16 protein-coding genes are annotated in these 12883 nt (G+C 68.0%); 6 read left to right on the forward strand and 10 right to left on the reverse strand.

Annotated elements, in window-relative coordinates:
* The first annotated feature begins 29 nt into the window (after nt 1-29).
* The 4 genes from Q9S36_RS19680 to Q9S36_RS19695 all read left to right on the forward strand — a co-directional run bounded on the left by Q9S36_RS19680 (nt 30) and on the right by Q9S36_RS19695 (nt 3982).
* Complete coding sequence (locus Q9S36_RS19680; protein ID WP_064002872.1) at nt 30-413, forward strand: GntR family transcriptional regulator; 384 nt, start codon at nt 30-32, stop codon at nt 411-413.
* A complete protein-coding gene (locus tag Q9S36_RS19685) occupies nt 410-1306 on the forward strand; it encodes an ABC transporter ATP-binding protein (RefSeq protein ID WP_311286593.1) in 897 nt (298 codons plus the stop codon). The genes Q9S36_RS19680 and Q9S36_RS19685 overlap by 4 nt, the downstream gene beginning before the upstream one ends.
* A complete protein-coding gene (locus Q9S36_RS19690; RefSeq protein WP_253035077.1) occupies nt 1303-1998 on the forward strand; it encodes a hypothetical protein in 696 nt (231 codons plus the stop codon). The genes Q9S36_RS19685 and Q9S36_RS19690 overlap by 4 nt, the downstream gene beginning before the upstream one ends.
* Nucleotides 1999-2089: 91 nt before the next feature.
* On the forward strand, nt 2090-3982 hold the full coding sequence (locus Q9S36_RS19695; protein ID WP_311286594.1) for an amylosucrase: 1893 nt from the start codon (nt 2090-2092) through the stop codon (nt 3980-3982).
* A 344-nt stretch (nt 3983-4326) separates the two neighbouring features.
* On the opposite strand, the gene Q9S36_RS19700 is transcribed toward Q9S36_RS19695, so the two are convergent.
* The gene (locus Q9S36_RS19700; RefSeq protein WP_311286595.1) at nt 4327-4557 is read right to left on the reverse strand and encodes an integrase core domain-containing protein; all 231 of its coding nucleotides are present in this window, start codon (nt 4555-4557) and stop codon (nt 4327-4329) included.
* 117 nt (nt 4558-4674) lie between these two features.
* Nucleotides 4675-5469, reverse strand: a complete 795-nt coding sequence (locus Q9S36_RS19705) for a hypothetical protein (RefSeq protein ID WP_311286596.1) — start codon at nt 5467-5469, stop codon at nt 4675-4677.
* A gap of 352 nt (nt 5470-5821) precedes the next feature.
* Between Q9S36_RS19705 and Q9S36_RS19710 the strand changes: the two genes are divergently transcribed.
* Nucleotides 5822-6772 (forward strand): L-lactate dehydrogenase, encoded by a 951-nt coding sequence (locus Q9S36_RS19710; protein WP_311286597.1) that lies wholly within the window; start codon nt 5822-5824, stop codon nt 6770-6772.
* Nucleotides 6773-6912: 140 nt separating this feature from the next.
* On the opposite strand, the gene Q9S36_RS19715 is transcribed toward Q9S36_RS19710, so the two are convergent.
* Complete coding sequence (locus Q9S36_RS19715) at nt 6913-7491, reverse strand: hypothetical protein (RefSeq protein WP_311286598.1); 579 nt, start codon at nt 7489-7491, stop codon at nt 6913-6915.
* A gap of 88 nt (nt 7492-7579) precedes the next feature.
* Complete coding sequence (locus Q9S36_RS19720) at nt 7580-9187, reverse strand: L-lactate permease (RefSeq protein WP_311286599.1); 1608 nt, start codon at nt 9185-9187, stop codon at nt 7580-7582.
* Nucleotides 9188-9478: 291 nt separating this feature from the next.
* Here Q9S36_RS19720 and Q9S36_RS51640 point away from each other — a divergent pair, with 291 nt between their 5' ends.
* Complete coding sequence (locus Q9S36_RS51640) at nt 9479-9751, forward strand: hypothetical protein (RefSeq protein WP_396653799.1); 273 nt, start codon at nt 9479-9481, stop codon at nt 9749-9751.
* Nucleotides 9752-9847: 96 nt separating this feature from the next.
* Here the strand turns inward: Q9S36_RS51640 and Q9S36_RS19730 are convergent, their stop codons facing one another.
* The 6 genes from Q9S36_RS19730 to Q9S36_RS19755 form a co-directional block, all read right to left on the reverse strand.
* Nucleotides 9848-10129: a hypothetical protein gene (locus Q9S36_RS19730; protein WP_311286600.1), complete on the reverse strand. Its 282-nt coding sequence runs from the start codon at nt 10127-10129 to the stop codon at nt 9848-9850.
* Nucleotides 10130-10261: 132 nt separating this feature from the next.
* Nucleotides 10262-10552, reverse strand: a complete 291-nt coding sequence (locus tag Q9S36_RS19735) for a chorismate mutase (protein WP_311286601.1) — start codon at nt 10550-10552, stop codon at nt 10262-10264.
* Nucleotides 10553-10689: 137 nt separating this feature from the next.
* Nucleotides 10690-11433, reverse strand: coding sequence for a helix-hairpin-helix domain-containing protein (locus tag Q9S36_RS19740; RefSeq protein WP_311286602.1), 744 nt, complete (start codon nt 11431-11433; stop codon nt 10690-10692).
* Entirely contained in the window at nt 11430-11936 is a 507-nt protein-coding gene (locus Q9S36_RS19745; protein ID WP_311286603.1) for a hypothetical protein, read from the reverse strand. Before Q9S36_RS19745 ends, Q9S36_RS19740 begins: the two co-directional genes overlap by 4 nt.
* Nucleotides 11933-12670: a 4Fe-4S single cluster domain-containing protein gene (locus tag Q9S36_RS19750; protein ID WP_311286604.1), complete on the reverse strand. Its 738-nt coding sequence runs from the start codon at nt 12668-12670 to the stop codon at nt 11933-11935. Before Q9S36_RS19750 ends, Q9S36_RS19745 begins: the two co-directional genes overlap by 4 nt.
* The gene (locus tag Q9S36_RS19755; RefSeq protein ID WP_064002863.1) at nt 12667-12873 is read right to left on the reverse strand and encodes a DUF2997 domain-containing protein; all 207 of its coding nucleotides are present in this window, start codon (nt 12871-12873) and stop codon (nt 12667-12669) included. The genes Q9S36_RS19750 and Q9S36_RS19755 overlap by 4 nt, the downstream gene beginning before the upstream one ends.
* Nucleotides 12874-12883 lie beyond the last annotated feature (10 nt).

The following is a 12883-nucleotide window of genomic DNA, read 5'->3' on the forward strand; positions in this document are numbered from 1 at the left end:
AACTAACCAACGAACAACGCGGAGTCGGAATGGTCGATGAAGGACGCCCGCTCTTCCTGCAGATCGCGGAGAGCATCGAGGACTCGATCATCGACGGCAGCCTGTCCGAACAGGACCAGGCCCCGTCGACGAACGAGCTCGCCGCCTTCCATCGCATCAACCCAGCCACCGCGGCGAAGGGGATCACGATGCTCACGGACAAGGGTGTGCTGGTCAAGCGACGCGGCATCGGCATGTTCGTCGCCGACGGTGCGCGCGAGCTCCTGCTCACCGAGCGGCGCTCGGCCTTCGCCGACCGCTACCTCGACCCGCTGATCGCCGAAGCCCGCAAGCTCGGCCTCGGCCCCGACGACCTCGCGCGCCTGCTGGCGGAGCGCGCCACCGCATCCGGAACGAAAGGAACCGCACGATGACCGCCGTCATCGAGGTGAAGAACCTCACCAAGCGCTACCGCGACACCACCGCCGTGGACGACATCTCGTTCACCATCGAGCGCGACTCGATCTACGGACTGCTCGGCCGCAACGGCGCCGGCAAGACCACCGTCATGTCGATCCTCACGGCGCAGAACTTCCCGACCGCGGGCGAGGTCCGCGTGTTCGGCGAGTCGCCGTACGAGAACGCCGCCGTGCTCAGCCGCATGTGCTTCGTGCGGGAGAGCCAGAAGTACCCCGACGACGCGACGCCGCTGCACGCGTTCCGCATCGCGCGGCTGTTCTACCCGCACTGGGACCAGGCGCTCGCGAACAAGCTCATCCGCGAGTTCCGGCTGCCCGTGAAGGCGCGCATCAAGAAGCTGTCCCGCGGTCAGCTCTCGGCCGTCGGGGTCATCATCGGCATCGCGGCCCGCGCCGAGGTCACCTTCTTCGACGAGCCGTACCTGGGGTTGGATGCCGTCGCCCGCCAGATCTTCTATGACCGGCTGCTCGAGGACTACGCGGAGCACCCGCGCACCATCATCCTGTCGAGCCACCTGATCGACGAGGTCTCGAATCTGCTCGAGAAGGTCATCGTGATCGACGGCGGGCGGATCGTGATGGACGAGGACACCGAGTCCGTGCGCGGCCGGGCCGCCACGGTCGTCGGCGATTCGGCGGCCGTCGATGCGTTCGTCGCCGGCCGCGAGGTGATCCACCGCGAGACCCTCGGCCGCGTCACGAGCGCCACGGTGATCGGCGAGCTGACCGCTGCGGATCGCGCCGAACTGGCGGCATCCGGCCTCGACGTCACCCCCGTCTCGCTGCAGCAGCTCATCGTGCGGCAGACCCAGAACGCCGCCACCACCGACGAAGGAGCACTCCGATGAACCGCACCCTCAACGTCGTGCGCATGCAGCTGGTCAACCGCGCCACCTACATCTGGGTGCCGTTGATCATCCTCGGCGGCACGCTCCTCATCAGTCTCGCGATCTTCGGGCTCATCTCGAGCAGCGGGGCCGACGCGCAGATGTTCGGCGGCGGCGCGCAGGCACCGCTGTGGTACTTCGGCGTCGTCGGCGTGCAGGCCCTCACCCTGACGTTCCCGTTCTCGCAGGCCATGAGCGTCACCCGGCGCGAGTTCTACCTCGGCACCCTGCTGACCGCCGCCCTGACGTCGTTCGTCCTCGCCGCCCTCTTCATCGTGGGCGGGCTCATCGAGCAGGCGACCGGTGGCTGGGGCATCGGCGGCTACATGTTCTACCTGCCGTGGGTCTGGTCGCAGGGCCCCGTCGTCGCGGGACTGTTCTTCTTCGGGCTCGCGATGCTGTTCTTCGTCGTCGGGTTCTGCGCGGCGACCGTCTACAAGCGGTGGGGCAACCTCGTCCTCACGGTCGTGCTCGTCTCGCTGGGCTTCGTGCTCATCGCCGCGATGTGGCTCGTGGGGCAGCTTCGGGCGTGGGGCGATCTGTTCGCCTTCTTCGGCTCGCTGACACCCATCGCGGTGACCGGTGGGATGGTGCTGGTCGGCGCCCTGCTGGCCGCCCTCTCGTACGGGATGCTGCGACGCGCCATCGCGTGATGGAGCCCTCGTGACCGGCGCGGCCGGGGATCGCACTCGCGGTCCCCGGCCGCACTACGATGCGGAACACCGACCCGACGCTGGGAGCACCATGGCACGTTTGAGCCCCGATCCGACGACCGACTTCGAGGCCGCAAGGGCTGCGGTCAGGTCCGAACTCGGCGGACCGGATGCGTCGTTCGACGCCCGCCTGCAGGAGTCCCTGCCCGTGCTGCACGACCTGTTCCGGCAGCTCTACGGCGAGCGCGAGGACGGCCGCGAGGCGCTGGCCGCCGTCGTCGCATCGGCCGCCGCGAGCTGGCGCGACCGGCCCGACGACCTGAAGGCGCTCGACCGTCGGCGCACGGCCGACCCGGGGTGGTACTTGTCGGAGCGGATGCTGGGCGGCGTCTGCTACGTCGACCGGTACGCGGGGTCGCTCCGCGGCATCCGGGATCGCATCCCCTACTTCCGCGAACTCGGGCTCACCTATCTGCACCTCATGCCGCTGTTCGCCTCGCCCGAAGGCAACAACGACGGCGGGTACGCGGTGTCGAGCTACCGCGCCGTCGACGAGAAGCTCGGCACGATGGACGACCTCGCCGAGCTCGCCGCCGACCTGCGCGAGGCGGGGATCTCGCTCGTCGTGGACTTCATCTTCAACCACACGAGCAACGAGCACGAGTGGGCGCGGAAGGCTGTCGCGGGTGAGCCGGGGTACGAGGACTTCTACCTGATCTTCCCCGACCGGACGATGCCCGACCGGTACGAGGAGACCGTCCGCGAGATCTTCCCCGACGACCACCCGGGCGCGTTCGTGCAGCTCGATGACGGCCGGTGGATCTGGGCGACGTTCTACCACTTCCAGTGGGACCTCAACCATGCGAACCCGGCGGTGTTCCGCGCGATGGCCGGCGAGATGCTGTTCCTCGCCAACCAGGGCGTCGAGGTGCTGCGGATGGATGCCGTCGCCTTCATCTGGAAGCGGCTCGGCACGACGTGCGAGTCGCTGCCCGAAGCGCACCTGCTGCTGCGCGCCTTCAACCAGGTGCTCTCGCTCGGTGCGCCGTCGGTGCTGTTCAAGTCCGAGGCGATCGTGCACCCCGACGAGGTCATCACCTACATCTCGACCGACGAGTGCCAGCTCTCCTACAACCCGCTGCAGATGGCGCTCGGGTGGGAGGCGCTCGCCACCCGCGACGGCCGCCTCCTGCAGAAGGCGCTCGACGAGCGTCACGCCCTGCCCGCCGGCACTGCGTGGGTGAACTACGTCCGCAGTCACGACGACATCGGCTGGACCTTCGCCGACGAGGATGCCGCGGCCCTCGGCATCGACGGCTACTCCCACCGCCGGTTCCTCAACGACTTCTACGTGGGCCGCTTCCCCGGCACGTTCTCGCGCGGGGTGCCCTTCCAGGAGAACCCGAAGACCGGCGACGCCCGGGTGACGGGGACGACGGCGTCGCTCGCCGGCGTCGAGGCGGGTGACCCCGGCGGCGAGGACCGCGTCATCCTCGCGCATGCGCTCGCGCTGTCGACCGGCGGCATCCCCCTGCTCTACCTCGGTGACGAGCTGGGGCAGCTCAACGACTACAGCTACCGCGACGACCCCGCCCACGCGGGCGACAGCCGGTGGGTGCACCGACCGGCGGCCGACCCGGTCGCGTTCGCGGCGCGACACGACCCGACGACGGTGGCGGGTCGCATCCACGCCCGGCTGACGGCGCTGATTCAGGCGCGGCGGCGGACGCCGGAGTTCGCGGACATCCCGCTGACGCCGTTCCACACCCCGCATCCGTCCGTCGTCGGCTTCCAGCGCATCGGCGAGGGCGTCGTGCTCGTGCTCGCGAACGTCGGCGATGACGCGGTCGTCGTCGAGGCCGAGACGCTCTCGGGGTTCCGGGCCGACGCCACCGACGTCGTCACCGGCGAGGATGTCGACCTGTCGGGCGGGCTCGAGCTGCCGGCGCACGGGTTCCGCTGGCTGCGGGTGCGGCCGGTCTGACGCGGTTTGCGTCATCGGATGCAACGGATGCCGCGCGGCGCGCCGCGGCATCCGTTCATTCACCGGCGTGTCGCCTCGGATCCATTGCATCCGTGAACGCCGGCGGCGCAGCCGCGGGTTCAGCTATCGGGCGTCCGGGAAGTCGCGATAGTTGCTCCTTACGAATGATGGCCTCCGTGGCGTTCAATCGCACGCCCTGCGCCACGAAAGTTGCGCAAGTGTAGAGCGAACGCCGACCTCCAGAAGATCACAGGTAGACGCGCAGGGAGACTCGCGTTTCGACCGCGCCCAACCTTCTTCCGGGGGATCCTGACCCCGTTTCCCGGACGGTTCTTGTGTGTTGATCATGCCGCGATTTCGGTGGTGGTGTGAAGGGCTTCGTAATCGGCGGGGCTGAGGTCTCCGAGGCTGGTGTGCCGGCGGTGCGGGTTGTAAAAGCCCTCGATCCACTCGAACATCGCCGACGCGAGCTGGGTCTTGGAGTCCCAGGTCGTGCGGTCCAGAAGCTCGCGCTGCATTGTGGACCACAAGCTCTCGATGAGCGCGTTGTCCACGGACGACGCGACTCTGCCCATCGATCCGAGCAGCCGGCTTGCCGGAGCCGGTGGCCGAACAGCCAGCTGGTGTATTGGGCTCCGCGGTCCGCATGAACAACGGTTCCGGGCTCGGGACCGCGCCGCCACCGGGCCATCTCAAGCGCGCCGACGACGATCTCTGCGGTGATCCGGTCGCTCGGGAGCCACGACCGTCTCGAAGTCCTCGGCGGTGGTGATGCGCGGACCGCAGGGCGCGACGCGCTGTCGGCGCTCCCCCTCGGACTCGCCCTCGGCAGCCGGGATCTGGGTCAGCAGTCCGTCGGGGCCCTCCTCGAGGGTGACGCCGATCGGGCCCCAGCTCGTCTCGGCGAACATCACCGGGTCGAAGACCCGGTGAGCCCAGCGCATGGTCGCCGCCGGGTACTCATTCGCGCGGGTGATCGCCATCGCCCCACGGCTGATCTCATGGTTGTTGGCGACACTGGTCAGTCGCTGTTCGTCGACGCCCTCGAGCACACCGAGCAGCGCGTAGTCGTCGATGCGATCGGCGCCGGCCATCTCCTTGAGCTCCCACCGGAAGAATGAGCCGAGCACCGGCACGTCCGTCTTGCCCTTAGAGAGGTAGGCGACGTCGTCCCGAGCGAAGGCCTCGGGATCGATCAGGCCGCCGGCGTGCCACTCGCCGGGGGCTTCGACGCCGGCGCGGTGGCCGTCGGTGTTGGCCGTGAACTCCACCTTCCCGTCCCGGACGATGCGGTGGTCGTTGTTCTCGGGCTGACCGCCGAGCGCCGCGATCAGATCGTGCGGGTTCGCGCAGAAGGAGTCGGTGCGGAACGACAGCGGGATCTCGTCCGCCTTGCCGTTGCCGTTCGGGTCCTCCGTCGCGAACGCCTCGAGCGCATCGCGGTACTCGTCGATGGTCGTGGGCATCGGGATGCCGAGCTCGTCCACCCAGGCCTTGTTGACGAACAGGAAGTTCGGGTATTCGAGGAGTGGATCGAAGAGATGACTGCACCCTGGACGGCGCGGGTGGAGGCCGCGTTGCGCGGGAGACCTGAGGTGGAAGGAAACAGGATCTTCGTCCGGTGGCCGGTCACGGACGATTCGGAAACCATCCTCGCTACGGGAGGCATCTTCGTGATGCTGTCGGGGTCCCGCGCTGAGTAGATCTACGCCGCCTGACAATACTGCGGCGAGAACGCGGCGATGCGACTTCCGCGCGAGCTCGCCTCATCCGTTCGGTTTAGAGCTTCCCGCACGTCCGCTTGTTGTACGGTCGCTCGAGCTGCGACACACTGATGGCATGGGCGCGATCGAGAACTCAAAGGTCACCATCGTCGGCGCAGGCAGTGTCGGGTCCAGCGCGGCCTACGCCTGCTTGATTCGCGGATCCGCCCGCCACATAGCCCTCTATGACATCGCTGCAGAACGTGTAGACGCAGAAGTGCTGGACCTGGCGCACGGATCCCAGTTCACGGGCGCCAGTGACATCTCAGGCGGAAGTGACCTGTCGGTGGTGGCCGGTTCCCATGTTGTAGTCATCACCGCCGGCGCGAAGCAGAAGCCCGGGCAGACGCGAATCGAGCTCGCTGCGGTCAACGCCCGCATCGTCGCTGACCTAATGCCTCAGCTCCTGAGCGTGGCTCCGGATGCCATCTACGTCATCGTTTCGAACCCGTGTGACGTCCTCACTGTTCTGGCTCAGGAGCAATCCGGGCTGCCCGCGGAGCGGATTTTCGCATCGGGCACAGTGTTGGACACGTCCCGCTTGCGGTGGAAGCTGGCGCGACGGGCAGGCGTGTCCACCTCAAGCGTGCACGCGTACATCGTCGGCGAGCACGGCGACACCGAGTTCCCTCTCTGGTCCACCGCCACTATCGGTACTGTTCCGATCCTGAATTGGGTCGGCCCGGACGGGCATCGGTTCACGCCGGACGCGCTGGATGCGGTCGCCGTCGATGTGCGCGACGCGGCGTACACCGTCATTAAAGGCAAAGGGGCTACCAACTACGCGATCGGCCTTTCGGTCGCGCGCATCGTCGAGGCGATCCTTCAAGATGAACACGCCGTCATGCCGGTCAGCACCGTCCTCCCGGGCTTGCACGGAGTGGGCGGTGTTGCTTTGTCTGTCCCATCCATCGTGAGCGTCAAAGGTGCTCGTCCCGTCGATCAGACGGTCTTCTCTCCGAGCGAGCTGGCACTGTTCCGCCGTTCAGCGGACGCGCTGCGCGCGGTGACGGACTCCCTCCGCTGAGGGGGAGGGTGCTCTCAACCGCGCGATCACGCCTCAAAGGGTGTGGCTGAGAAGGGTTATCCGCACCTTGGCCTGACTTCCCGCGGTCGATGCGACATGCTTGCAACGCCTCGCCCCACCGCCGCTTGGTTGCGCTGCTTCTACCGCGGGCCGCCGCCGTAGGCCAGCGTGACTGTCCATCTGTCTCGCGACAGGTCGACGAGTCGGTAGTGGACCCTGCGGTCGGGAGCCCAGCCCGTACTGCTGACAGGGTCGAGGATCACGTGCTCGAGCTGTACTCGAAGTCCGCGGCCGTCAGCTTCTCTTACGGCTAAAGCTCTTGTCCAGTGCTCTCTCATTGCGCGTTCGCTGGTGTCGGGCAGCAAGTGCGAGTGTCGTCGGATCTCAGCGATGTCCGCGTCATCCAGTTGGTTGGGACGAACGTCGAGGCCTATCGGGACGGCGAGGTCCGCGAGCGCCACCACGGTGACGTCTCCCCGGCTGGCCGCCTTGATGGAGACAGGGATCTCGTCCCCGCCGACCGCCGCATACAGGTGTGACCGGTAGCCGAAGGGTCCCGGCGGTTGGCGTCGCAGTTTGATGTCACGGTGCGTGACCCCGAAACGCCGGGCGATCAGCTCACGGGTCAAGAAGTGGCGGCGCTCGTGCTCGGTGCGCTTCTCATCGTGTCCGAGAATCACGTCGATACCGTCGGGGCCGGCGAGAGGTGTCGAGTTCATGGTCCTCCAGTCCGCCGCTTACCGGCGGATGTTCGGTCTATTGGAGTTGCGTTGCGGTGTTGTGTTCCCCGAGGTGGGTGATCGACGGTCACCGCATGAGTGAGAGCAAGAACACCCAGACACACACCCATGCCAGCATGCCGAGGCTGTACTTGATAGAGGCGCGGAGGATCTCGCCCTCACGTCCACTCAGACCCACCGCACCTGCGGCGATAGCGATGGACTGGGGAGACACCACCTTCGCGACGGTGCCGCCGGCGGTGTTGGCTGCGACGAGGAGAGTCGGATCGACCCCGATTCGCTGCGCGGTGACAGTCTGGAGGTGAGCGAAGAGGGTGTTGTTGTTGACGACGGAACCGGTCACGAAAACACCGAACCACCCGATGATGGGGGCCAACAGCGGGAACAGCAGTCCCACCGCGGCCAGGGCGTTCCCGATCGTGGCCGACCCGCCGGAGAAGTTGGCGATGTTCGCGATGACGAGGATGAGCGCGATCAACACGATCGGCTTCCCGAGGTCACGCACGGTCCCCGCCAGTTGACGGCCCAAGTCGCGCGTGCTCACCCGCGGCATTGTCAGGAAGGACACGATCACGGCGATGAGGATCGCTGTGCCGGTGGCGTTGACGGGTGTGAAAGCCCAGGTCGCCGCAACGGGGGCATCGGCCCCAGATGGGACCACCACACCGGTGATCCCCGGGATCGGGACCGCGAAGGTGAGCCTGGCGAGCGGTCCATCAGCAGCGAACAGCGCCTTGAACCAGGGAATGCTCCACACGAAGATGAGACCGGTGAGGATGTAGAACGGGCTCCAAGCGACGACGACGTCACCGAAGTCCTGCCGCACCCGCTCGGGGATCTCGCTTCCGCCTTCGCGGTACACCCGGCGAGGCTGCCAGACGCGCGAGACCCCGAAAACGACCACCATTCCGATCAGCCCAGGGACGATGTCAGCAAGCTCCGGACCGAGGAAAAGCAGGATGACTGCCTGAGAGGCGGCGTAGGCAACAGCCACCGAAAGAGTAATGGGGAGTGTCTCTCTCACTCCGCGCAGGCCGTCGAGGATCATGACGAGGATGAACGGCACACTGAACGTCAGCAGTTGCAGAACCAGCACCATGTCCACGGACAGGTCACCGAGGGGAACCTCACCGATCTGCGCTCCGACGATGACCGGGATACCAATGGCCCCGTATGCGCCAGCAGCAACGTTGGCCACGAGCGACAGCATGGCCGCCTTGACGGGACCGAATCCGAGCTGCACGAGGAGTGCCGCACAGATCGCGATGGGCACACCGAATCCCGCCGCACCCTCGAGGAACGCTCCAAAGCAGAAGGTGATGAGCAGGACCTGGATCCGCTGGTCAGGGGAGATTCCGGAGATGCTCGCGCGAATGACATCGAACCGACCGCTGGCCACGGTGATTCGGTATAGCCACACCGCCATCAAGATGATGTAGGCAATCGGCCAGATCGCGGTGAGGATGCCGAGTAGCCCTGCGCCGGCAATCGATCCGAGCGGCATCCCGAACGGCCATAGGGCCACCACTATTTCGAGGATGACGGCGATCGTCGCAGCGAGCAGGCCGCTGAGCTTGAAGACGAGCAGCCCGATCAGGAAGACGACGATGGGGAGAACTGCGATGAGGGCGGACAGCCAGAGCTGTCCGGTCGGGTCAAGGGTCTGAGTCCACATCAGTGGCTCCTCTGCGTTTGAGGTCCGGGCCATGCTATCGACGCTCAAGCGCCTGGGGCGAGCCCAGAATGCCGCTGCGGACAGTTCTCCTGCACGGAGGCGGGAAGAGTCAGGACGTTCGCGCTCGCCCAGTACTTCGACCCGCCCATCCGAGTCTCGCTATCGACTGGTGATGTGTGGGGCCGGGCGACGAAGGATCCCCGCGGAAGTCTCGGTGGACAGCAGTTGGTGCAGACACGCTAGGGTCCTGGACACCGCGCAGTTGCCGGGGGTACTTGCGAGAGAGGGCACGTGCTGATGCTCGACGAGCCGGTCAACGGCCTGGATCCTGAAGGCGTGCAATGGGTGCGCCAGCTCGTCCGATCGCTAGCCGACGGCGGCATGACCGTTCTGATCTCGAGCCACCTCATGGCTGAGATGGCCCTCTCAGCCGATCACCTCGTCATCATGGGACGTGACCGGTATCCTCGACTCGTCGCATCCCGACGGCAACCAGGGGCGCCGACCAGGACATCGGACAGCCGCGACACGGAGGACGACAAGGTCGCACGCGGGCACTCGTAGCCGCCGACCACATCACTCATCTGCGACGAAGTGGATATCCCCGGCCGCATCATCAACTCTCGATACCACGGGTCGAGAGCGCGTCCATCTGACCCGTCAGTCTGCGGGGCTGTCGTAAAGCGGCCTCTCGAGCGCCGCTTCGATCAGCGCGATCGAGTAAATGTCAGTCCAGCTCGAACCGGCGAGCAGCTTGCGGATCGTCGCCTCGTCTACACCCGACTTGCGTTCCAGCGCTCGCACGCTCAGCTCCAGAGCGTTCAGAGACGCTCTCAAGTTGACTGCAAGCTTCCTGGCCGCTTCGGCGGCGATGTGTGGACTCTGCTTGTCTGGCCACCCCGGCGCTAGCTCGTTCGGGCGGTCCCTCGACGTACGGGTCATGCAGCCCTCGCTGGAGAACGAAGTCCGGACGATCGGCGCGATCTCCTGGCGCAACTCGGTCGACCTGACGCAGATAGAGCGACCCGGAGCATGTTTGAGTGTTCAAAAGCGCACGATGTTGGACGTCTTACATCAGCGCTCCTCGGCGGCCTCGGTGTGGTGGCGGATCACCTCGGCGACGACGAAGTTGAACCACTTCTCGGCGAACTCGGGGTCGAGGTCGGCCTCGAGGGCGAGACGGCGCAGACGCGCGGTCTGCTGCTCCTCGCGGGAGGGGTCGGATGCCGGCATCCCGTGCTCGGCCTTGAGGACGCCGACCTGCTTCGTGCAGCGGAATCGCTCGGCGAGCATGAAGACGAGGGCGGCGTCGATGTTGTCGATGCTGGATCGCAGGGTCCGCAGCTGGGCGTTCGGGTCGGTCATCATTCCTCCGGCGTCGAGCGTATCGCGGGCGGCGCAGCGGCTCAGCCGTGCAGGAAGTCCTTGCGCGCCGGGACGTGCTCGGGCTCGAGCCACACCTTCACGACCGCACCGACCTCGGACGTCGGCGTCTCCGGCGATCAGAGGTCTACGCGTCGACCGAAGCGACGCTCTCCCCGCGGCCTCGGCGAGCACGTCGCCGCCGCTCGTAAGCGGACGATCTCGTGCGGCTGCAGCCCCGCCGTCTCGCCGAACTGCTCGAGCGATACGAACCCGTTCTCCTTCGTCCGCGCCCGCACGGCCCGTCGCGCCTTGCTCCGGTTCATCCCGGGCAGCTCGGCGAGCTCGTCCGCGGACGCGGTCTGCACATCCACCGGCTCGACCGCCTCCCGCGGCTGCAGCAGATCCGCCGACGTCGCCCCGACGGACTCCGCCGCACGGGTCGTCTCGCGCTCGGGCGCGGGCTTCGACGCCCGCTTCGAGCCCCGGCGACTTCTCCGCGACGGACGAGCGGATGCCGCCGCGGCAGGCTCCGCCGCGCGCCGCCACACGGCGGGTCGGTTCTTGTCTTTCCCGGCGACGCGACGCTCCCACAGAGTCCGCAGCCACGCCGGGTTGAGCGCGAGTGCGACCACGATGCCGGCGAGGTGCACGATCGCGGCGACGATGTCGGTGAACCCGCCCCAGACCTCGACGCCGATCGTGAACCCCAGGACGCCGCTCGCGAGGGCCGCGACGTACGCGGCGCCGCGCTGCGAGACGGCACCGACGATGAGGAAGCCGATCCACGCGAACCCCGGCCCGAAGAACACCGGCACGAGCCAGGTGCTGACCCCCAGCATCCAGCCCCACCCGGGCACCGCCTCGCGGGTCGGACTGCTCACGCGTTCTCCCGCACGTTCAGCACCATCGTGACGGTGTCGTCCTCGTCGCGGGTTTCGGAGACGAGCTCGAACCCGGCCTGATCGGCGCGGGCGCGGATGCGCTCGGCGACCGCCTGCTGCACGTGCCGCGCGTAGGCGGCATCCAGTCGCGTCATGAGCTCGGCCGCGTCCGCCTCGGTCACCTCGTGCCCGTCGAGGCGCGACAGGTGCGCGCCCCAGACGTCGTCCTCGGTGCGGGACATGACGAGCTCGAGCCCGTCGATCGTGGCGGTCAGCTCGCCGTCGACCAGCGACGTGTCATCGGCGCCGAGGTCGGCGAGGGCCGCCGCGAGCAGGTTCGCATCCTTCATCCGCGTCTGCACGGCGATCGGCACGGCCGCGGGCGGCGCCCCCGGCTCGGTCGTCGCGTCCCGGTTCTGCGCGACCGCCCCGAGCACACCGGTGCCGCCGAGGGCGGCCGCGGCGGCGAGGGCGGCGGGGACGAGGATCAACGAGATGCTCATCGGGAGGGTTCCTTCCTGAGGGATGCCGCGCGGTCGCCGCGCACACCCAGATCGTCCAGCAGGGCGGCGAGCGCCGCATCCGTCGCCCACCCGTTCACGGCGACGGTGCCGTCGGCGGCGATGCGCACTTCGAGGGCGTCGCCGCCGCCGTCGCGCGCGATCCGCTCGACCTCGGCCGCGTAGCGCGGGGTGAGGGCGCGGATCGCCTGGTTGCGCGACCCGATCCACGGCCGCCGCGTGTCGGGGAGGTCGGCGAGGTAGGGCCCGTCGCACAGCAGGTCGGTCGCCGCGAGCAGTCGCGCGATGTCCGGGCGGTTCCGGCTCCACTCCTTCAGCCGGTCGAACGTGTAGCCCGAGAACGCCATGACGCCGAGGCCGGCGCCGCGGAACGCCTCGGCGACGACGGCGAGCGCGTCGGCCTGGTCGAAGGGCTCGCCGCCGAGGAGCGTGATCCCCTCCGCGCCGGCCGCGACGGCGGCATCCACCCATTCCGCGGCCCGTTCGGCCGGAACGTCCAGGCGGGCGCCGCGTGTCGCCCAGAGGTGCGGGTTGAAGCAGCCGGGGCACCGCACGGCGCAGCCCTGCACCCAGACCGCCGCCCGCACACCCGGACCCTCCGCCGCCGTCGCGGGCACGAACCGCGACCAGCGCAGCTCCGGCTGCCCGGGCGGGGGCGGCGTCGTGCCGAGCAGGCTCGCCCGCCCGCCGACGCCGCGCGATTCGACGAGGGTCATCGGCCCCGGTCCTCCTGCCGCAGCTCGTCCTCGGCCGTGGCGGCGACCCGCGTGTAGTCCTCGGTGAACTGCGACGAGGCCGTCTCGGCGTCGAGCAGCGCCTCGAGCTGCTCGATGTAGTCGAGGCACTCGGGCCCCGTCATACCGAACGTCTCGGCAGCGACAGATCCGTCGGCCCGCAGCTGCACGACGAGCTTCTTCATCCCGGTCCTC

It is taken from the genome of Microbacterium sp. ARD31 (assembly GCF_031844425.1).